This is a genomic window from Pedobacter sp. CFBP9032 (genome assembly GCF_034045265.1).
Lineage (GTDB): Bacteria > Bacteroidota > Bacteroidia > Sphingobacteriales > Sphingobacteriaceae > Pedobacter.
In genome coordinates this window covers 36,360-55,447 of sequence record NZ_JAXCWE010000018.1, presented here as the reverse complement: position 1 = coordinate 55,447, position 19,088 = coordinate 36,360, and the positions used below count along the sequence as shown (strand labels likewise).

Here is a 19,088-nt window from a genome sequence, read left to right as displayed (position 1 = left end):
ATGATCAGATTAGATCGGGTAAGCAAGTCTTTCAAAGATACAGTAGCGGTAAAATCAGTATCCTTTGAAGTGAATGAGGGCGAAAATCTCGTTCTTTTGGGTACCAGTGGGTGTGGCAAAACCACTACGCTAAAAATGATTAACCGGCTGATTGAACCCGATGCTGGCGAAATAACGATTAATGGAAAAAATATAGTCAGTGAAAATCAGGAAATCTTAAGAAGAGGAATTGGCTATGTGATGCAGAACAATGGTCTTTTTCCGCATTACACCGTAGGTGAAAACATTGCAACGGTTCCACAGTTGCTAAAATGGGATAATAAAAAGACACAGCAAAGAACAATTGAATTGCTGGGTAAACTTCATCTTCCTGCAGATTGCCTGAATCTTTTTCCACATGAGTTGAGTGGTGGGCAGCAGCAACGGGTAGGTTTGGCAAGAGCCTTAGTTGCAGATCCTTCTATTTTACTGATGGATGAGCCTTTTGGCGCTCTAGATAACGTAACCCGTGCCAGCATCAGAAAAGAATTTAAAGCATTAGAAGAATTAAATCGTAAAACCATTGTAATGGTAACACATGATGTTCAGGAAGCATTTGAATTGGCAAATCGTATTTGTTTAATGAATAAAGGTGAAATTATCCAGATTGGAACACCAAAAGAATTATTGTATCACCCGGTAAACGAATTTGTTAAGGATTTTATGGAGAGCGAACGCATCACGCTTGAATTCAAAATTACTACACTGAAAGATTTGTGGATGGAATTACCGGAAGAACAGTCGGAAGATGCCAAACCAGTTGATGGGAATTTAACTATCTGGGAAGCCTTAAGTTATTTTCGTTCTGGTATAAACAAAATGAAATTTTGTGATGAACCAGCTAAGCATAAATCAATTGATGTAAATACCCTGAATGCTGCATTTACCCGCTATCAAACTGCTCAGTTACATGGATGAAACTCAACAAAATTTATGGCAGTTCATGTCCGAACAGTCTGATAAGCTGCTGAATCAAACTTTTCAGCATCTTGGATTAACATTTATCTCGCTTTTCCTCGCAGTAGCTATAGGTTTGCCACTGGGGATACTAATTGCCAGGAAACGACAACTTTCTGCTTCAGTTTTAGCCTTTGCCGGGATTTTGCAAACCATTCCGAGCATCGCGTTATTGGGTTTTATGATTCCCTTACTCGGAATCGGTGCTAAACCTGCAATTGTGGCCTTATTAATTTATGCCTTATTACCCATTATCAGAAATACCTATACTGGAATTTCTGGTATAAGTGCCGAAGTCAAAGAAGCGGCCATGGCGATGGGCATGAGCAAAATGCAGATTTTATTTAAAGTAGAATTACCCATTGCCATGCCTGTAATTCTGGCTGGAATTCGTACGGCAACAGTGATCAATGTGGGTGTGGCTACCTTAGCATCCTATATTGCTGCAGGAGGATTAGGCGAATTTATTTTTGGTGGAATATCGCTTAATAACACTAACATGATTTTAGCAGGTGCAATTCCTGCGGCTTTGTTAGCCATTATTCTTGATGCTGTTTTGGCAATTATTCAAAAGGTGGATTTCAAAAAAATTAAGAGGTTTTTGTATGCAATTCCCGTTCTGTTTTTGATTTTAGGTGGTTTTTATTTGTTGCCAAGCGCTTATGGCAGTTCGCTTACCGCTGGCTTTACGCCAGAATTTATGGGAAGACAAGATGGGGATTTGGGTTTGAAAAAGGAATACGGATTAAAAATCCACACCATTGTAATTAGTGATGCGGTGATGTACAAAGCCGCTTTTGAAAAAGAACTGGATGTAATTAGTGGTTATTCCACCGATGGCCGTTTAAAAGCATTTGACCTCGTAATTTTAAAGGACGATAAAGGAATTTTTCCGCCATATTATGCGGCACCAATCGTTAGGGAAGCATCCTTGAAAAAGTTTCCTAAACTAGAAAACGTATTAAATCTATTGGCAGGGAAGATTACCGATTCGATTATGACAGATTTAAATTACCGAACAGATTACCTTAAGCAAACGCCTGAACGTGTGGCAAAAGATTTTCTAATTAAAAATGGCTTATATAAATCTCCTACAGGAGGCAAAAAAGGTGTAATCAGGATTGGCTCTAAAATTTTTGGAGAGCAATATATCCTGGCAGAAATGTATCGGATGTTAATTCAGGGGAACACCGATTATGGTGTAGCCACAAAAACCGGCTTGGGCGGTACGAAGATTTGTTTTGATGCCTTAACAAATGACCAGATTGATTTTTATCCGGAATATACGGGCACAGGTTTGTTGGTTCTCCTTAAGCCAGATCCAAAAGTTTTTAAAAATATTACGAAAGATAAAGACCGTACCTATCAATACGTAAGCAAAAAGTTTTCAGAAGAATTTAAAATTAAATGGCTTAAACCAATAGGTTTTAATAATTCCTACGCTTTAATGATGCGGAGAAAACAATCAAATGATCTTGCTGTTACTACTATAACAACATTACAGCAATATCTAGATAAAAATTAATGAATTTAATTGATCAATTCCTGAGCATCAGGAAATATACTGAATCAATTTGTGAGCCCTTGCAAACTGAAGATTATGTGGTTCAGCCGGTTGAGGATGTGAGCCCACCTAAATGGCATCTGGGCCATACTACCTGGTTCTTCGAAACTTTTATTCTCAAACCACATGCTGCAAATTATCGCGAATACAATCCTGAATATAATTTTGTATTCAACAGCTATTATGAAACGGTTGGAGCAAGGGTAATTCGCACTGATCGTGGAAATTTAAGTCGGCCGAGTGTAAACGAAATTTATCAATATCGACACTATGTTGATGAAGCGATGACTAATTTCTTAAGCCACTCAATAACTGAAGAAATAACCGAACTTTTAATTCTGGGCTTTAATCATGAACAGCAACATCAAGAGCTTCTGCTTACTGATATTAAATACATTTTAGGGAACAATCCGCTATTTCCTGTTTATTCTGCGGAATGGAAAGAACATGAGGAGATAAAAAATCAGGCCAATCTGATAACAATAAATGAAGGAGTTTATGAGATTGGTTTTAAGGGAGAGGGTTTCTGTTTTGATAACGAGTTAAACAAACATAAGGTTTATTTGCAGGATTATCAGATCAGCACAGAACCCGAAAATAACGGAACTTACTTAGATTTTATCAAAGCAGGGGGATATACGAATTTCAATTACTGGCATGCCGAGGGTTGGGATTGGGTGCAAAAGAACGGCATAAATGCACCAATGTATTGGCATGAAATCAATGGTGAGTGGTTTAATTACACCTACGCAGGCTTATTGCCAATAAATCCTGCTTATCCTGTAACACACATCAGCTACTATGAAGCCTATGCTTTTGCCAGTTGGAAAGGCATGCGCCTGCCAACTGAATTTGAGTGGGAGGTTGCTGCGCAGCAGTTTAACTGGGGTAAAAGATGGGAGTGGACGGAAAGTGCATACCTCCCGTATCCAGGTTTTAGTAAAGCGCCGGGAGCAATCGGCGAATACAATGGTAAGTTCATGGTAAACCAAAAAGTGCTTCGCGGTGCTTCAGTAGCCACCCCGAAAGGCCATGGACGCATTACCTACAGGAATTTTTTTCATCCACATTTAAGGTGGCAGTTTACAGGCATTCGATTAGCAAAATAGATTTTCATGAGTACGATTACTTCAACACCAATTACTTCGGCTACGTCACCATTTTTAAATGATGTTTTAAATGGGCTGATGGCCGAGAAAAAGTTTTTAAGTTCTAAATATTTTTATGATGAAACTGGGGATCGAATTTTCCAGCAGATTATGGAAATGGGAGAATATTACCTCACTGATGCGGAGATGGAAATTCTGCAGCATCAAACGGATGAACTAGCTAATGTAATGGTTTCAAATTCTGGTGCCTTCGATCTCATTGAATTAGGCGCTGGTGATGCGACTAAATCAGTTCATTTGTTAAAAACATTGCTCAACCGACAAATTGAATTTTCTTATCTGCCGATTGATATTTCTCAACACGTAATTGAAGACTTAGAAGAAAATCTTCCTAAAAAACTACCTGATTTAAAGGTACAAGGTTTAAACGGTGACTATTTTGCCATGGTTAAGAAAGCAAAAAGCTTATCAGGTCGTCGCAAGATATTGTTGTTTATGGGTGCAAATATTGGCAACATGGATGTTGCGGAAGCAAAGGAATTTTGTAAAGCGTTAAGGAATGAATTATCACCAGAAGACTTATTAATCATTGGCTTTGACCTGAAGAAAAATCCGCGTCAAATTTTAGCTGCTTATGATGATGCTGCTGGAATTACCAAGTCTTTTAATCTGAATTTACTAAGCCGTATCAACCGCGAACTTGATGGCGACTTCGAAGTTGATCAGTTCGATCATTACGCCAGTTACGATCCAGAAACTGGTGCATGTAAGAGTTACCTGGTTAGTTTAAAGAATCAGGTAGTCAATATTGGCGATGAAACTATAAGCTTTGCGGCGAATGAACACATCTACATGGAAATTTCGCAGAAATATTCACTGAAAGAAATCAATGATCTGGCTATGGAAACCGGATTTACACCAACTGCTGATTTTTTCGATCATCAGAAATATTTCGTCGATACGGTATGGAAGGTAGGCGAGTAATTGTTGATTGATATTAAGATCTACGGTTAAGGGGGAAGCGAATCTAAAATGTTGCATTTTAATTAAATAGTAATGATCTTAGATTTTCTTTCCATCCAGCACATCTAAAAGCTTTTGTAAGTCATCTTTAGTATTGTAAAAATGGAAAGAAATCCGGGTTCCTGCACCTCTTGGTGAACATAGAATATTTGCTGCGCCAAGTTTGTCGACCACTTCCTGTTTCAATGGCATACTCATAATGGTAGATGAATATTGTTGATCAACCAGGTAATCTGGCAGTAAGCCTCGATCATGAAGTTGTGTTCTGGCTAGTTTACAAAGTGCCTGCGTTTTCTCTTCTATCTCTATAATTCCGACTTTCCGAATAAAATTCAAACTTTCATGCAGCGAACCAAAATTCAGCGTATCTAAATGCCCGGGTTCGAAACAGAGCGCCAGGTGTGTTTTTCCCTTAAGAAATGGAGCGGTAGGCAGCTGGCTGTTTTTTTGCAATTGATAAAGTTGATTTGATAGTTGATCTGATAATAAAATAAAGCCATTTCCATAACCCGCTAAAAGCCATTTATAACCGCTGGAAATCAATGCATCCAATCCTGAATTTTTGAAGTTAAAATCAGTGGTACCGCAGAATTGTGTTCCATCTCCAATCAGCAATAGATCGGGATAGGTATGTTTTAATTTTCTGATAAACTCCGGATTTATACGGTAGCCACTAATATATTGTACTACACTAAAGGCGAAAACAGTTGGATGGTATTTTTCAATAGCGGCCAAAACATTGTCTTCCAGGTGCTCATCAATATCAACATTAAAGTGCTCAAAGCCACGACTGATAACCTGATAGTCTACAGAAGGATATTCATTGTTTAATAATAGAAAGCGATGTGTTTTTGGTAAGCCATTAAGCAAAGTATTAAAGCCCAATGAGAAATTCTGTGTAAGAAAAACGTTGGATTGATCTGCCTTGAAAAAATCTGCTATATTCGTTCGTAGTGCTTCGATAACTGGTGATTGCTCCATCCTGAAAGCGCTTCCCCCATTAACAAAAAGTTGGTCGTGATCAGTTCTCCATTGTGCAAGTTCAGTAGATAAAATACCGGAATTGGCAGTGTTTAGATAGGTGTATTTTTCGAAGATAGGAAAGGAAGCAGCTAGGTTCATACCCAAAAATAGAAGAAATATTTTGTTTTCAAAATGCTGCTCCTTTTTATGACAAACCTTAAAGTTTTAGGGTTGTTACTATAAAAAACAAATTCACAATTAATGGAAAAGCAAACGAAGTTTTTAATAGATGAACTCAAAAAACTACTAAATGGTGGCGGTGCCCATGTAGGTTTCAAAGATGCTGTTAAAGACTTGCCTTTTGAATCGCTTGGAGAAAGACCACATGGCTTGCCATACAGTATCTGGCAATTGGTAAGCCATATTAAAATAGCACAATGGGATATGCTCGAATTCAGTAAGGATGGTTCGCATCAATCGCCGGCATGGCCAGATGATTATTGGCCTAAAGAAACTGCACCTTCTAGTGAGCAGGAATGGGAAGAAACCCTGAAAGCTATAGATGAAGATTTACAAAACTTTCTTGCGCTGCTAGATTCGGCTGATATTTATGAAGCAATTCCCGAAGGTGATGGTCAGTCTGTGTTAAGAGAAGCCCTGCAAATTGCTGATCATAATGCCTACCACACTGCGGAAATTGTAGTCCTCAGAAGATTGTTGGGGATCTGGAAAAGTTAGCTTAGGATAATAGCGATCGCTGTTGATTCATAAATAATGCCTCAATAGCGATCGCAAAATAAATTTTAAAACTTTTTGTTTATTGCAGTAAACCATAACACTGGCTTGCAATTTCATACTCTTCATTTGTTGGGATAATCAGGATCTTCACTTTTGAATCATCTGTACTTACATCCATTAAGCCACCATTGTATTGTCTATTGCTATCAAGGCTCATTTCAATACCTAAAAATCCGAGTTCTGTACAAACCGCTTCGCGCATGTCCCTGTCGTTTTCACCAACGCCAGCGGTGAAGATAATGGCATCAATTCCATTTAATACGGCTGCATAAGCACCTATAAATTTTTTGATCCGGTAGGCATATAGTGCTAATGAAAGTAGTGCATTTTCATCTCCAGCAGTGGCCATTTTGCGAATATCCCGCATATCGCTGGAGCCGCCAACACCCAGCAGACCAGATTGTTTGTTAAATAGCGCGCTCAACTGTTCATGACTATAACCTGCATGCTCGATCAAATGAAAGATAACTGATGGGTCAATATCGCCAGATCTTGTACCCATTACTAATCCACTAAGCGGACCAAAACCCATACTTGTATCAATGGATTTTCCGTTTTTAATGGCTGTAATGCTGCAACCATTCCCAAGGTGAATGCTGATTAGTTTCGAATCTTTTTTATCGAGCCACTGAATGGCTTGTTCGCTCACATATTTATGGCTGGTGCCATGGAAACCATACACCCTGACTCCTTCTTCTTTATAATAGCGTTCAGGAATAGCGTAACGGAATGCTTGTTGGGGAATGCTTTGATGGAAAGCCGTATCAAATATTGCGACCTGTTCGGCATTTTGAAAAGTTTGTTCTGCTACTTCAATGCATTTTAAATTAACTGAATTGTGAAGCGGAGCGAGGGAGAAAAGTTTTCTAATCTGTTCCTTTACCTCTTCTGTAATTAGCGTAGGGCCAGAAAAATGTTCTCCGCCGTGCACAACCCGGTGGCCAACAGCATGGATATCATCTGGTGACTCAATCACAGCAAGTTCTCCTTCAGTTAATAAGGATAGTACCTGTTTTAAGCCTTCACCATGATCTGCTATAAAGGCAGATTTCTCTGTTACAAATTTTTCGTCTCCTTTGAAAACGGTATGTTTAATATAAGAGCCTTCGATACCAATCCGCTCAACCAACCCACTTGAAATGGGCGATTTTACGGGCATTTTAAAAAGTTGATATTTAAGAGAACTGCTTCCTGAATTAATTACTAAAGTATTCATGTATGCTTATTTTATATCCTGGCATTGTATTGCCGTAATCACAACGGTGTTAAAAATGTCGTCTACCGTACAGCCACGGCTTAAATCGTTAATTGGTTTGTTTAAACCTTGTAACATCGGCCCAATGGCCAGTGCACCTGTTTCTCTTTGTACCGCTTTATAAGTGTTGTTTCCTGTATTTAGATCTGGGAAAATCAGCACACTTGCACGTCCGGCCACTTCAGAGTTTGGCATTTTTTGCTTCCCAACTTTTGGATCTACCGCTGCATCGTACTGAATAGGACCTTCAATTTTGAGTTCCGGATAACGTTCCCGAACAATTGCTGTGGCTTCGCGTACGCGTTCTACATCTTCGCCCTCGCCTGATGTTCCGGAAGAATAGGATAACATGGCAATTCGGGGCTCGATCCCAAACTTTGCGCTACTCTCGGCAGAAGAGATGGCAATTTCTGCTAATTGCTGTGCAGTTGGATTTGGGTTTACTGCACAATCGCCAAATATAGCTACCCTTTCAGGCAAGCACATAAAGAAGATAGAGGATACCACTGAAACACCTGGCCTGGTTTTAACGAATTGTAAAGCTGGCCTGATGGTGTGCTGAGTGGTGTGTACCGCACCAGAAACCATTCCATCTGCATCTCCTTTATACACCATCATGGTGCCGAAATAGGAAACGTCGGTCATCATATCTCTTGCCATTTCCATGTTTACGTTTTTAGCCTTCCGAAGTTCATGTAAGGTTTCTACGTAGTTGTCATAATGTTCTGAATGCGCAGGATTATGAATATGGATTGAATTTACATCAAGATTTAGACCCAGACGCTTAATCGAAGTTCCAATCTCCACAGGATCTCCAAGTAAAGTTATTTCCACTATATCTTGTGCGATTAACTTTTCTACGGCTTTTAGAATTCTTTCATCATTTCCTTCTGGCAGTACAATGTGTTTTTTCTCCCGTTTAGCCCATTTCACCAATTGGTATTGGAACATGTGAGGGGTAATGCCCTGGTAACTGAAAGTGATTATCTTATCATCAAGTGCTTTCAGGTCGACGTGCCTTTCAAAAATATCAATTGCCAATTCAATCTTCTTTTTATTATCTATGGTGATTTTAGAATGAATAGAACCAATAGTGGTAGTCGTTTCGAAAGTGCCCTTTTGTACAGAAATAATTGGAATAATGGTCTGTAAACCTTCAATCAAGCGGATTACGGGTTCATCAGGCAAACTTCCTGCGGTGAGTACAATCCCGGCTATTTTAGGGTAATTTGCCGATAAGTTAGCTTGTAACGAACCAATAATAATATCGCCACGGTCACCCGGGGTAACGATAAGCAAGTTATCTTTAATGTGCCTCAAGAAGTTAGGCAACATCATTGCACCCGTAACAAAATTATCCACCTGGTTATCCATTAAATCGGCACCGAACAATACTTCAGCATCCAAAGCTGCTGTAATTTCCTTCATGGTAGGGCTTTGCAATCCGTTTTCAACTGGGATTACCGCAATCAGCAATTCTGATGGTAACTGATTGGTGAGTGCCTGCTTAATGCGTTCGGCTTCCTCTGGGTTAACCATATTGGCCACTACACCTAATACCTGAACATCGCGAAGCAAAAAGTTTTTATAGATATTAATGGCAGATTTAAACAGTTGACTGGCTGATTTACCTTTCCCTGAAACCACGATGAGAACCGGAGCACCAAGGTTTTTAGCCATTAAGGCGTTTGATTCAAATTCAAAAGCACTTCCCTCGCCCAGAAAATCACTACCTTCAATCACTGTAAAATCGTAATTATCTTCCAGTTTTTTATACTTGCTGATGATGGTGTTGAGCATGGCGCCGAGATCATCGGACTGCTGTAGCATATCTTGTCTGGTGAAGGCAAAGGCGTCTTCATACTTCACCGGAAGGGAGAAATAATCCAGCATGGCTTCCACATGTTCGTCACGCTTATCGGGATCTTCCTGTGCAATAATAGGTTTAAAATAACCAACCTTCTGCGTTTTGGCAAGCAGCATGTTAATCATACCGAACGCAATCACTGATTTTCCAGTGTAGGGTTCGGCAGATGCAATAAAGATATTTTTAGTCATATATAGAAAAGAAGGATCTGAACAATTAACGAAATTGTGCCAATATAGTTGGAAATTTTTTAAATAAATAAAATAGCCATCCAGTTTTAAAAGAATTGTGAAAGTTTTGATCCCCCAATCTCAACGCATTAAAATCTAACCTAAGTTATTGCGATTTAGCTGATGGGGGGTAGCCTTTAAAGACAATTGTTAACTGAAAATAAAAATTTCAGTTTGACCAATCACCCGTAAGTCATTTATGTTTTGTTAAACGGTTACTTGGTCTTTTTAAGAATACTTTTGTAACCTGATTAATTTAAAATCTATTGTAATGAATCATAATTCCCTTAAAAATATACCTTATTCCGTACTTGATCTGGCAACCGTGCTCGAAGGCCATCATGCTGCCGATACCTTTAAAACCAGTTTAGAAATTGCACAACAATCAGAAAGTTTAGGTTATAACCGCTATTGGTTTGCTGAGCACCATAACATGGCAGGTGTGGCCAGTTCGGCGACTGCCGTTCTTATTGGCTTTATCGCTGGCGGTACCAAGACCATTCGGGTGGGGTCTGGTGGTATTATGTTACCTAACCATGCACCATTAATAGTAGCAGAGCAATTTGGTACCTTGGCATCTCTGTATCCAAATCGAATTGATTTAGGACTGGGGAGGGCGCCAGGAACAGATCAGGTTACAGCCATGGCTATCCGGGGGGAGAACTTTAATGCTGCTCATAATTTTCCACGGGATATTGAACGCCTGCAACGATTGTTTTCTGCAGATAATAGCGGTTCTAATGTAAGGGCGATTCCGGGTGAAGGATTGGAGATTCCAATTTGGATTTTAGGTTCCAGCACAGATAGCGCCAGGCTAGCAGCCGAAAAAGGATTGCCTTATGCTTTTGCAAGCCATTTTGCCCCAACTTACTTTGAGCAGGCCATTTCTATTTATAAAAATAACTTTAAGCCATCTGCATTTTTGAAAGAACCCTATGTTATGGCTTGTGTAAATGTGGTTGCTGCAGATACGGATGAACAAGCAGATTTCTTATCCAGTTCAGTGAAACGCATGTTTCTAGGTGTAATCACAGGCAAGCGGGAGTTGTTAAAACCGGCATTTGAAAATATTAATGGTTATTGGGATCGGATGGAAAAGGAAGCGGTGGAACAAATGCTTTATTATTCATTTATCGGCAGTAAAGAAACAATTAAACTGAACCTGGAGGCTTTTGTTGAAAAATACGGTGTAAACGAGGTAATGAGTACTTCGCATATCTATGATCAGCAGGCTAAACTCCATTCTAATAAATTGTTTTCAGAGATCTTTAAATAGAGTAATAGCTGATTTAGTTCTTTTGCAGATATAAAACTATCCAAAACCTTATCTCTTTTTTTATTGTTGATTTTTTAAATGATCTATGATGAAAAGAAATACTGCTAATCGATTTGGAAAAGGAATTATGTTTGAGGGGATTAAGGCTGTTGGACATGGATTAGGCATTCACGCAACCAAGCCCGGCATTAAAAACACTGTCGCTAAAAATATGCGTCTGGTAGATGGATTAATGCGGATCGCATTTTCTCCAAGAAATACACCCGCTACAAAAAATAAAAGGGTAATAGAACTGGTTGGGATTGGAGCAATCGCTGCATATACTGTTTTTGAAGGCATTGAACGTAAAAACAAGTCATTGCTCATTCAGGGTATATTTTTAGGTACGGCATTGGTAGCGGCAAGTTTTGCATCAGGGAACTGGAGTAAGCGGATTACCAGGCAAAGGAATAATCAGGCGTTAGCTTCAACCAGCAGCTTCAGCATTTTTAGGCGATGAAGGAGCGGCTGATTGACTTTCGAATCTAAATTTTGTTTTAGTGGTAAAAAATGACTTTCCAAAAAATAATCATAATCGGTAATCACCGTAGCTTCGTTAAGATAGATGGGCACCTGTTGTTTGCCTGCATGAGTGAAAAAATCTTCCAGCTGCTGTAATTCTTGTAAGGTCATGCTGCAAATTTACAATTCGTGGGCGAGGTAATGATGAGCAGAGCTGATCTATTTTTTATTAGCTTAATTTTCAGCCAAGTAAAATACTAGCGTACTCTGCATCTGTTAATCGCCTTAACCCATTCCTGGTTTCTACATTTTTTGCAAGTGTGTTTGCCATTGGTTGCTATTTTGTCTACCGTTCCACAGAAGGAACAGGCATAATGATCTTCGGCTGTTATGAATTCAAGTCTTCTTTCAAAAAGATCCGGGAGGATGGGTAATCCGAATCTAACTTCTTCATCCGCATAAAAATATACACTCAATGTGCCGGAGGTTTCCAGTATGGCAGCTTCAATCTGGCCTAAGTGCGAAACACTCTGCTGCCGTAGCTCTGCGAAAAATTCGTCCTTTGCCAGTGCTTCTTTTTTAAAATCTTCTATATTAAATTTTCCATCCCGAACCAGGTATACGCTTTTCCCCTCTATTAAATCATCTATTTTTTCACTCTTTGCGGTTAAGTAGGTGGTAAGGCGATAGGAGCCGACGATAACGAGGAAGATTACAACTGGCGTAAGGAGTCCGATTTCCTTGTAAAACATAGGATCACCGGCTGCAGAGCCAAGACTGATAATTACAACCAGTTCGAAAACCGAAAGCTGCCGGATTCCGCGCTTTCCCAATAACCTCAATCCGAACAGGATGATGAAATACATGATCACCGTACGGAGTGCAATCTCAATTAAAAATTCAAACTTTTCTTCTCCAATTAGGAATTGTTTCCAGTCTATATCCAGCAATTTCTTTGATTTTAAATTTAAAGGTAAACAAAAACTGGCAAAGGCTTAATGAACATTTGTTCCTTAAATCTTTGCCAGTTATTCGGGTTTTGAAATCAAATCCCTTTTGTTGATGCCTACAGAAATAAATAACGATCTGTTGGGCGATCACGATCCCTGTAAGCAGACAGTCATCTGGTCAAATCGTTTTCTACGTTCTGGAACTTCGTTTCAAATTCTCTTTGATAACCTTTGGCCTTCTCTTTCCATTCAGGTGCCTTCTCTTTTAAATCATCCACTACCGATTTTCCGGTAATCGGATCCTTTTTGGTGATGTATTTAAAGCCTGCATAAACTGCAGCGCCTATCAATGCTGTTTTTAAAAATCCCATATCTTTTTCTTTTCATTTAAAAACAGCACCGTGCCTTAAAGGTTTTAGAAAATAATACAACTTTCTGATTTTAATTTTCGGGCTTTTTAAGTTTTAAATCTTAGTGGGTAATGGGGTGTTAAAGAAAATTTATCAAAGCTTAATTTGCAAAAAGTGATCCACATCATATTATAAGGTAATGAACATCTGCTACTGGTTTAGATGTATTAAATAGGTTTGTATATTAAAGAAATTACTATGCCACATACCTTTCATATCCCGGTTTTAGGTCTGGGATATTCTATAGACACTCCCTTAAAAGTTGCCCGATACGGTATTTCTTCTGTTTTGTCTATCGTAGATGATGAATTAATTGAGCGAATCAGGGAATACCATATGCGGAAGATGAATCTAAGTTTTTCGCCCATCCCAAAATCTTCAACCGATAGCAGGGCATCCAGGATTACCACTTATTTGAATTTTTTAAGCGATGCCATTGCAAGTCAGGTAGCGGAAATTAAAAAGCAGGCATTCGATGCCGGAAGCGACATCTGCAAGTATTTTGAACTGTTGCCCGAAGGATCCAGTTTAAAAAACGGATATGAACTGATGATGGATTATCCCGAAGGAGAACATAAAGCCAGGTTTCAGCACGTATTGCGGAATAAAATTAAATCTGGTGCCATAGACGTAAACATTATGGCCAAAGTAGACAAGATGAATTTCGTGGAAAATGAATTTGCAGGCGATGAAAATACGGATGCACTTGCCGCTTTACGCGGTTTTGCAAAAAGCGAACTTTCCTCATCGGTAATTTTATCTGCAGGAATGAACCCACGTTTATACAGCTACCTTGCACAGTTTGGAGATTTTTTTCCTGATGAATCAGGTAAGATGAAAAAGAAAATCATTCTGAAAGTAAGCGATTTTCGGTCGGCTTTAATTCAGGCAAAATTTTTAGCTAAAAAGGGTTTATGGGTTTCGGAATTTAGAATTGAATCTGGCTTAAACTGCGGTGGGCATGCTTTCGCTACTGAAGGCTATTTACTCGGACCAATTCTGGAAGAATTTAAAGTGAAGCGGGAAGAGATGCTGCAAGAACTTTTTGCGCTTTATCAACCTGCATTGCAGCAAAAAGATTTGAATTTGAAAGACCTGCCAAGGCAACGGATTACCGTGCAAGGCGGAATTGGTACTGCCGAAGAGAATCTGTTTTTGATCCACCATTATGGTCTGGATGCAACAGGATGGGGAAGTCCTTTTTTGTTAGTACCAGAAGTGACTAATGTTGATGACGTTACGTTAAATACACTAGCTAATGCAACTGAAAGAGATTTTTATTTAAGCAATTCTTCGCCATTGGGCATTCAATTTAACAATTTTAGAAGTAGCAGCATAGAAGGGCAACGGCTAGGTCGGATAGAAAAACACAGACCGGGAAGCCCCTGCACCAAAAAGTTACTTTGCAACAATACGGAGTTTACAGAGCAGGCCATTTGTACGGCATCCAGAAAATACCAGCATTTAAAGATCAAGCAGTTGGAATCTTTGGGTTTAACAGCGGAAGAATTTAAAGAACAATTTGAGGCTGTGACAGAAAAAATATGCTTGTGCGAAGGATTGTGTTCATCTACTTACCTTAAATATGAGATCAGTAAACCTAAAGAAAGTAAAGCAGTAGCAATATGCCCCGGACCTAATCTAGCGTATTTTTCGGGGATTTATTCTTTAGAAGAGATGGTAGGACATATCTATGGTCGGTTAAATTTGCTTGAAAAAATTGAGCGGCCACATTTTTTTGTAAAGGAACTGGGTTTGTATATTGACTATCTGCAAGGTGAGTTGCAACAAGTGTGCAACGATTTCACTGATAAAAAGAAGAAGCAACTCAATCATTTTAAATTGCAACTTTGTGAAGGGATTTCTTATTACAAAAGGCTTTTTAACGAAATCACAGATGATGCTGATCAAACCTTAGATTTGATTCAAACTCAGTTGAATATTTCAAAAGAGCGATTAGATTTGCTACGGATTGAATAAACTTATATTTATAGCCACACAAAAGGCAAAATGGACAGATCGAAATTTTTAGATGCAATTATAGAGAATGCAATTGATGGAATCATTACCATTGATGATAAGGGAATTATTGAACATTTAAATCCTGCCGCACTGATGCTTTTCGGCTATGACAGGGCAGAGTTAGTAGGAAAGAACGTGTCAGTGCTGATGCCTGCACCAGATAAACTTCGACATGATGGATACATCCATAATTATAATGAAACGGGGAAAAAACATATTATCGGGATTGGCAGGGAAGTGCATGGCCAAAAGAAAGACGGTTCTACTTTTCCTTTCAGGCTTGGGGTAAGTGAAGTAAAATTTAGCGATCGTAAAATTTATACTGGCTTTATTCATGATCTTTCGAAAGAAAAGGCTAATGAGGAACAGATTAAAAGCTACACCGAAAAACTGGAAGTGAAGATTAGAGAACGAACAAAAGATCTTGTTAAACTGGTTTCTGAACTGGAAATGGCCAAAGAAAATATGAGTGCACTGTTTGAGAAGGAGAAAGAATTAAACCAACTCAAAACACGTTTCGTTTCTATGGCTTCGCACGAATTTAGAACACCATTAAGTTCCATGCAATTATCAGCTTCGCTGATTGATAAATATACGGTAAAACAGGATGTCGCCAACGTAGAAAAACATACGGCCAAAATCAAAAATTCGATTAATAATCTCACAACCATTCTGAATGATTTCTTATCGCTCGAGAAACTCGAAGCCGGTAAGGTAGAGGCCACAGCACAGGTGTTTAATATCATTAGTTTTGCAGAAGAAATTGCCGAAGAGATGCAGTTAATGACCAAACAGAATCAGCACATCATTTACGAGCATACCGGCACCAGGGCCAATGTATTGCTTGATCAAAATTTACTTAAGAACTGTATAATCAATCTAATATCAAATGCAATAAAGTATTCTGGTGAAGATACTTTAATACAATTCAATACCATTTTGAAAGATGAAGAGCTGATTTTGGAAGTGAAGGATAACGGGATTGGGATCCCGGATGTTGATCAGCATAACCTTTTCGAGCCTTTCTTCAGGGCGCACAATACAGGAGATATTCCGGGAACTGGATTGGGACTAAACATTGTTAGGCGATATGTGAGCCTGATGGATGGTGTAGTGACCTGCAAAAGTGAACAACATTCAGGAACTGTTTTTACGCTTACCTTTCCATCTAAATAAACCAGCTATCATTTTATAATATTATGATGAGTAAAAAAGTACTAATTATAGAAGATAATGACGATATCCGGGAAGGGACAGCAGAAGTGCTTGATTTGGCTGGCTACGAAACTTATACGGCAAAGCACGGCAAAATTGGTGTAGACCTTGCCTTGAAGCACCTGCCTGATGTGATTCTTTGCGATATCATGATGCCTGAACTCGACGGTTACGGGGTGTTATATCTGATTAATAAAAATCCGCAAACAGCCAATATTCCTTTCATCTTCATCACCGCTAAAACCGAACGGGCAGACATGAGAAAAGGGATGGAAATGGGGGCTGATGATTATTTAACCAAGCCTTTTGATGATCTTGAGCTTTTTAAAGCTATTGAAAGCAGGTTTAAAAAGAAACAGCAATCTAAAACGATTGGTGCTTCTGTTGGAAGTGTAGAGGCTGTTTTGGCTGAACTTAAAGCAAAAGGTAAAGTAAGATCGGTTTCGCCAAAACAAATCATTTATGTAGAAGAAGATGAGCCGACGCATCTTTACTACCTTGTAAAAGGTCAGGTGAAGACTTATAAGCGATTTAAAGATGGCCGGGAATTATCATCTGGGTTATTTCATGATGGAGAGTTCTTTGGTTATGAAAGCCTTTGTAACGGTGTGCTTTATAATGAAAATGCAGCTACACTTGCCACATCAGAAATTATCCAGATTCCAAAAATAGATTTCCTGGAGTACCTGCTTAGTCATCAGGCCGTATCTAAAACATTTATTGCCTTGTTGTCTGAAAGCGTTCAGGATAAGGGAAAGCAAATGCTGCAATTGGCATATTCTTCTGTACGGAAACGTGTGGCAGAGGCATTATTACAGGTTGCCGAGAAATTCGGTGGTGCGGAAAGCGACAGCTGTACCATCAAAATCTCCAGAGATGATTTAGCGGCGCTGGTGGGTACAGCCAGCGAAACCATCAGCAGAATGCTCGCAGACTTTAAAGATGAAAAACTCATTGATAAGACCGGAAACGCGATCAATATCTTGTCGATTAGTAAATTACGGAATGTAAAACAGTGACATCATTATTCTATTTCTGATAAAAGTAATTAACGTCACTTTTTAGTCTAAGCAGCCTCATCCTATCTGGGTGATGGCTGCTTTATTTTTGTGTACAAGAAAATTTGTACATGAAAGCAATCGCATATAACATTAAAGCTGCCGAGAAAGAATGGCTGGTGCTCGCCAATTATAAAAAACATGATATTACGATAATTGCCAATAGTTTAACGATAGATACTTTATCTTTCGCTACAGGTAAGGAGGCGTTGCTCGTGTTTAATCAAGACGACTTGACTGCAGAGATGATAAACGGATTGAAAGCAATAGGCATCAAATATATTGCAACTTCATCCTCGGAAACCAATCACCTGGATTTGCTGGCGGCCGGTCGTGCTGGCATGAAGGTAGCCAATGTGCCCTTGCTTGATGGAAACCAGGATCCAAAATCCCGAATGGAACAGGTGATTAAAAATCTTGATCAGTGGTCGTCTGGAAAATGCGTCGGCAAAGCCTGTTGTTGTCAAAATAATTGTGCTGTGGTTAAAGTATTGAAATAATGGAAACAGCTGCCCTTTTAAAGAAATACAATGTTGCTGCACCGCGATACACCAGTTACCCAACTGTACCATATTGGGATCGCGAGAGTTTTAGCGCAGCTAAATGGCAGAAGTCTGTTCAGCAAATCTACGCTCAGCATCATGAAGAAGGGATAAGTCTTTATATTCATCTGCCATTTTGCGAAAGTTTATGTACTTACTGTGGATGCAATACCAGGATCACTAAAAATCATGCGGTAGAAATGCCATACATCGAAGCTGTTTTGGCAGAGTGGAAGATGTATTTGAACCTATTAGGGGAGCAACCGAAAATAAAGGAACTGCATTTAGGCGGTGGTACGCCAACTTTCTTTCACCCAGAAAATTTACACACTTTGATTGCAGGTATCCTAGACCATGCGGTGTTGACACCCGAATCTTCACTTTCCTTTGAAGCCCATCCAGCCAATACCACCTTGATCCATCTAGAAACTTTGTATGAGTTGGGTTTCAAAAGACTTAGTCTCGGGATTCAGGATTTTGATCCGAAAGTGCAATTGATGATTAATAGATTTCAAACGCCAAAGCAGGTTCTTACGGTTACGGAGCAAGCCAGGAAAATGGGTTACCTTTCTATAAATTTTGATTTGATTTATGGTTTACCTTTTCAGAATATCAGTGGATTAAGTAGTACACTTAAAGAAGTAATTCAGATGCGGCCAGACCGCATTGCCTTTTATAGTTATGCACATGTGCCCTGGCTCAAGCCCGGCCAACGACATTATACAGAAAAAGATCTTCCGGTTGGTGATGAGAAATTTGCGCTTTACCAATTGGGTAAAAGGATGTTGATGGATGTGGGCTATCACGATATTGGTATGGATCACTTTGGCCTTAATAATGATTCGCTTTGTATAGCCAGCCAGAAACATCAGCTACACAGAAATTTCATGGGCTACACCGATCAGCATACGCATTTATTAATTGGATTGGGTGTTTCTTCTATTAGCGACGGCTGGAATGCTTTTGCCCAAAACCCTAAAACAGTAGAAGCTTATCTGGAGCGTGTTAACGAAGGTGAATTGCCTGTTGAAAAAGGACATCTGCTGTCAAATGAGGATCTGGAGATCCGTCAGCACATTTTGAACGTGATGTGCCGGGAAATCACCTCCTATATTCATGAAATTCCAAAGCAAGTATATGAGAGGCTATCTCCGCTAATAGCAGATGGATTGGTTCAGGTAACCGACAAAGAAGTTCGTGTAACTCATGCTGGTAAATCATTTCTGAGAAATATCTGTATGGCTTTCGATGAAAAGCTATGGGCTAAACAACCTGCAACCAAAATATTCAGTGCTGCCATTTAAAGTTT

18 protein-coding genes are annotated in these 19,088 nt (G+C 39.3%); 12 read left to right on the top strand and 6 right to left on the bottom strand.

Features of this window, described 5'->3' with window-relative positions:
* Genes SOM16_RS22060 through egtD form a run of 4 tightly spaced genes read left to right on the top strand, consistent with a single transcriptional unit; the run spans window position 1 to window position 4,653 of the window.
* A complete protein-coding gene (locus SOM16_RS22060) occupies window positions 1–957 on the top strand; it encodes an ABC transporter ATP-binding protein (RefSeq protein ID WP_320466163.1) in 957 nt (318 codons plus the stop codon).
* Window positions 950–2,521 carry an ABC transporter permease/substrate-binding protein gene (locus SOM16_RS22055; RefSeq protein WP_320466162.1) on the top strand — a complete coding sequence of 524 codons (1,572 nt, stop codon included), beginning with the start codon at window positions 950–952 and terminating at the stop codon, window positions 2,519–2,521. The genes SOM16_RS22060 and SOM16_RS22055 overlap by 8 nt, the downstream gene beginning before the upstream one ends.
* The gene (egtB, locus tag SOM16_RS22050) at window positions 2,521–3,669 is read left to right on the top strand and encodes an ergothioneine biosynthesis protein EgtB (RefSeq protein WP_320466161.1); all 1,149 of its coding nucleotides are present in this window, start codon (window positions 2,521–2,523) and stop codon (window positions 3,667–3,669) included. The genes SOM16_RS22055 and egtB overlap by 1 nt, the downstream gene beginning before the upstream one ends.
* A gap of 6 nt (window positions 3,670–3,675) precedes the next feature.
* The gene (egtD, locus tag SOM16_RS22045) at window positions 3,676–4,653 is read left to right on the top strand and encodes an L-histidine N(alpha)-methyltransferase (RefSeq protein ID WP_320466160.1); all 978 of its coding nucleotides are present in this window, start codon (window positions 3,676–3,678) and stop codon (window positions 4,651–4,653) included.
* A 78-nt stretch (window positions 4,654–4,731) separates the two neighbouring features.
* On the opposite strand, the gene SOM16_RS22040 is transcribed toward egtD, so the two are convergent.
* Window positions 4,732–5,814: an aminotransferase class V-fold PLP-dependent enzyme gene (locus tag SOM16_RS22040; protein ID WP_320466159.1), complete on the bottom strand. Its 1,083-nt coding sequence runs from the start codon at window positions 5,812–5,814 to the stop codon at window positions 4,732–4,734.
* Between the two features lie 102 nt (window positions 5,815–5,916).
* Between SOM16_RS22040 and SOM16_RS22035 the strand changes: the two genes are divergently transcribed.
* Window positions 5,917–6,393, top strand: a complete 477-nt coding sequence (locus tag SOM16_RS22035) for a DinB family protein (protein ID WP_320466158.1) — start codon at window positions 5,917–5,919, stop codon at window positions 6,391–6,393.
* 79 nt (window positions 6,394–6,472) lie between these two features.
* On the opposite strand, the gene SOM16_RS22030 is transcribed toward SOM16_RS22035, so the two are convergent.
* Together SOM16_RS22030 and pta are read right to left on the bottom strand one after the other, a co-directional pair.
* Window positions 6,473–7,669 (bottom strand): acetate/propionate family kinase, encoded by a 1,197-nt coding sequence (locus SOM16_RS22030; RefSeq protein ID WP_320466157.1) that lies wholly within the window; start codon window positions 7,667–7,669, stop codon window positions 6,473–6,475.
* A gap of 6 nt (window positions 7,670–7,675) precedes the next feature.
* On the bottom strand, window positions 7,676–9,766 hold the full coding sequence (gene pta / locus SOM16_RS22025; RefSeq protein ID WP_320466156.1) for a phosphate acetyltransferase: 2,091 nt from the start codon (window positions 9,764–9,766) through the stop codon (window positions 7,676–7,678).
* A gap of 310 nt (window positions 9,767–10,076) precedes the next feature.
* Here pta and SOM16_RS22020 point away from each other — a divergent pair, with 310 nt between their 5' ends.
* Both SOM16_RS22020 and SOM16_RS22015 read left to right on the top strand, forming a co-directional pair.
* On the top strand, window positions 10,077–11,081 hold the full coding sequence (locus SOM16_RS22020; RefSeq protein WP_320466155.1) for an LLM class flavin-dependent oxidoreductase: 1,005 nt from the start codon (window positions 10,077–10,079) through the stop codon (window positions 11,079–11,081).
* A gap of 85 nt (window positions 11,082–11,166) precedes the next feature.
* Window positions 11,167–11,580 (top strand): hypothetical protein, encoded by a 414-nt coding sequence (locus tag SOM16_RS22015; protein ID WP_320466154.1) that lies wholly within the window; start codon window positions 11,167–11,169, stop codon window positions 11,578–11,580.
* Here SOM16_RS22015 and SOM16_RS23295 read toward each other — a convergent pair.
* The 3 genes from SOM16_RS23295 to SOM16_RS22005 all read right to left on the bottom strand — a co-directional run bounded on the left by SOM16_RS23295 (window position 11,535) and on the right by SOM16_RS22005 (window position 12,903).
* The gene (locus SOM16_RS23295; protein WP_414692287.1) at window positions 11,535–11,753 is read right to left on the bottom strand and encodes a DUF6965 family protein; all 219 of its coding nucleotides are present in this window, start codon (window positions 11,751–11,753) and stop codon (window positions 11,535–11,537) included. The genes SOM16_RS22015 and SOM16_RS23295 overlap by 46 nt on opposite strands.
* An 86-nt stretch (window positions 11,754–11,839) precedes the next feature.
* Window positions 11,840–12,532 (bottom strand): DUF421 domain-containing protein, encoded by a 693-nt coding sequence (locus SOM16_RS22010; protein WP_320466153.1) that lies wholly within the window; start codon window positions 12,530–12,532, stop codon window positions 11,840–11,842.
* Between the two features lie 170 nt (window positions 12,533–12,702).
* Complete coding sequence (locus SOM16_RS22005; RefSeq protein WP_320466152.1) at window positions 12,703–12,903, bottom strand: YtxH domain-containing protein; 201 nt, start codon at window positions 12,901–12,903, stop codon at window positions 12,703–12,705.
* Between the two features lie 237 nt (window positions 12,904–13,140).
* Between SOM16_RS22005 and SOM16_RS22000 the strand changes: the two genes are divergently transcribed.
* The 5 genes from SOM16_RS22000 (at window position 13,141) to hemN (ending at window position 19,083) form a co-directional block, all read left to right on the top strand.
* Window positions 13,141–14,922 (top strand): hypothetical protein, encoded by a 1,782-nt coding sequence (locus SOM16_RS22000; protein ID WP_320466151.1) that lies wholly within the window; start codon window positions 13,141–13,143, stop codon window positions 14,920–14,922.
* Between the two features lie 30 nt (window positions 14,923–14,952).
* The gene (locus SOM16_RS21995) at window positions 14,953–16,140 is read left to right on the top strand and encodes a PAS domain-containing sensor histidine kinase (RefSeq protein WP_320466150.1); all 1,188 of its coding nucleotides are present in this window, start codon (window positions 14,953–14,955) and stop codon (window positions 16,138–16,140) included.
* Window positions 16,141–16,163: 23 nt separating this feature from the next.
* Window positions 16,164–17,198: a response regulator gene (locus SOM16_RS21990; RefSeq protein WP_320466149.1), complete on the top strand. Its 1,035-nt coding sequence runs from the start codon at window positions 16,164–16,166 to the stop codon at window positions 17,196–17,198.
* 110 nt (window positions 17,199–17,308) lie between these two features.
* On the top strand, window positions 17,309–17,737 hold the full coding sequence (locus tag SOM16_RS21985) for a lactate dehydrogenase (protein WP_320466148.1): 429 nt from the start codon (window positions 17,309–17,311) through the stop codon (window positions 17,735–17,737).
* A complete protein-coding gene (gene hemN, locus SOM16_RS21980; RefSeq protein WP_320466147.1) occupies window positions 17,737–19,083 on the top strand; it encodes an oxygen-independent coproporphyrinogen III oxidase in 1,347 nt (448 codons plus the stop codon). The genes SOM16_RS21985 and hemN overlap by 1 nt, the downstream gene beginning before the upstream one ends.
* Window positions 19,084–19,088: the final 5 nt, after the last annotated feature.

Bases quoted from the DNA above. Each gene is read 5' to 3' on its own strand.
- SOM16_RS22060 (WP_320466163.1), top strand. From the start codon at position 1: ATGATCAGATTAGATCGGGTAAGCAAGTCTTTCAAAGATACAGTAGCG.
- SOM16_RS22055 (WP_320466162.1), top strand. From the start codon at position 950: ATGGATGAAACTCAACAAAATTTATGGCAGTTCATGTCCGAACAGTCT.
- egtB (WP_320466161.1), top strand. From the start codon at position 2,521: ATGAATTTAATTGATCAATTCCTGAGCATCAGGAAATATACTGAATCA.
- egtD (WP_320466160.1), top strand. From the start codon at position 3,676: ATGAGTACGATTACTTCAACACCAATTACTTCGGCTACGTCACCATTT.
- SOM16_RS22040 (WP_320466159.1), bottom strand. From the start codon at position 5,814: ATGAACCTAGCTGCTTCCTTTCCTATCTTCGAAAAATACACCTATCTA.
- SOM16_RS22035 (WP_320466158.1), top strand. From the start codon at position 5,917: ATGGAAAAGCAAACGAAGTTTTTAATAGATGAACTCAAAAAACTACTA.
- SOM16_RS22030 (WP_320466157.1), bottom strand. From the start codon at position 7,669: ATGAATACTTTAGTAATTAATTCAGGAAGCAGTTCTCTTAAATATCAA.
- pta (WP_320466156.1), bottom strand. From the start codon at position 9,766: ATGACTAAAAATATCTTTATTGCATCTGCCGAACCCTACACTGGAAAA.
- SOM16_RS22020 (WP_320466155.1), top strand. From the start codon at position 10,077: ATGAATCATAATTCCCTTAAAAATATACCTTATTCCGTACTTGATCTG.
- SOM16_RS22015 (WP_320466154.1), top strand. From the start codon at position 11,167: ATGATGAAAAGAAATACTGCTAATCGATTTGGAAAAGGAATTATGTTT.
- SOM16_RS23295 (WP_414692287.1), bottom strand. From the start codon at position 11,753: ATGACCTTACAAGAATTACAGCAGCTGGAAGATTTTTTCACTCATGCA.
- SOM16_RS22005 (WP_320466152.1), bottom strand. From the start codon at position 12,903: ATGGGATTTTTAAAAACAGCATTGATAGGCGCTGCAGTTTATGCAGGC.
- SOM16_RS22000 (WP_320466151.1), top strand. From the start codon at position 13,141: ATGCCACATACCTTTCATATCCCGGTTTTAGGTCTGGGATATTCTATA.
- SOM16_RS21995 (WP_320466150.1), top strand. From the start codon at position 14,953: ATGGACAGATCGAAATTTTTAGATGCAATTATAGAGAATGCAATTGAT.
- SOM16_RS21990 (WP_320466149.1), top strand. From the start codon at position 16,164: ATGATGAGTAAAAAAGTACTAATTATAGAAGATAATGACGATATCCGG.
- SOM16_RS21985 (WP_320466148.1), top strand. From the start codon at position 17,309: ATGAAAGCAATCGCATATAACATTAAAGCTGCCGAGAAAGAATGGCTG.
- hemN (WP_320466147.1), top strand. From the start codon at position 17,737: ATGGAAACAGCTGCCCTTTTAAAGAAATACAATGTTGCTGCACCGCGA.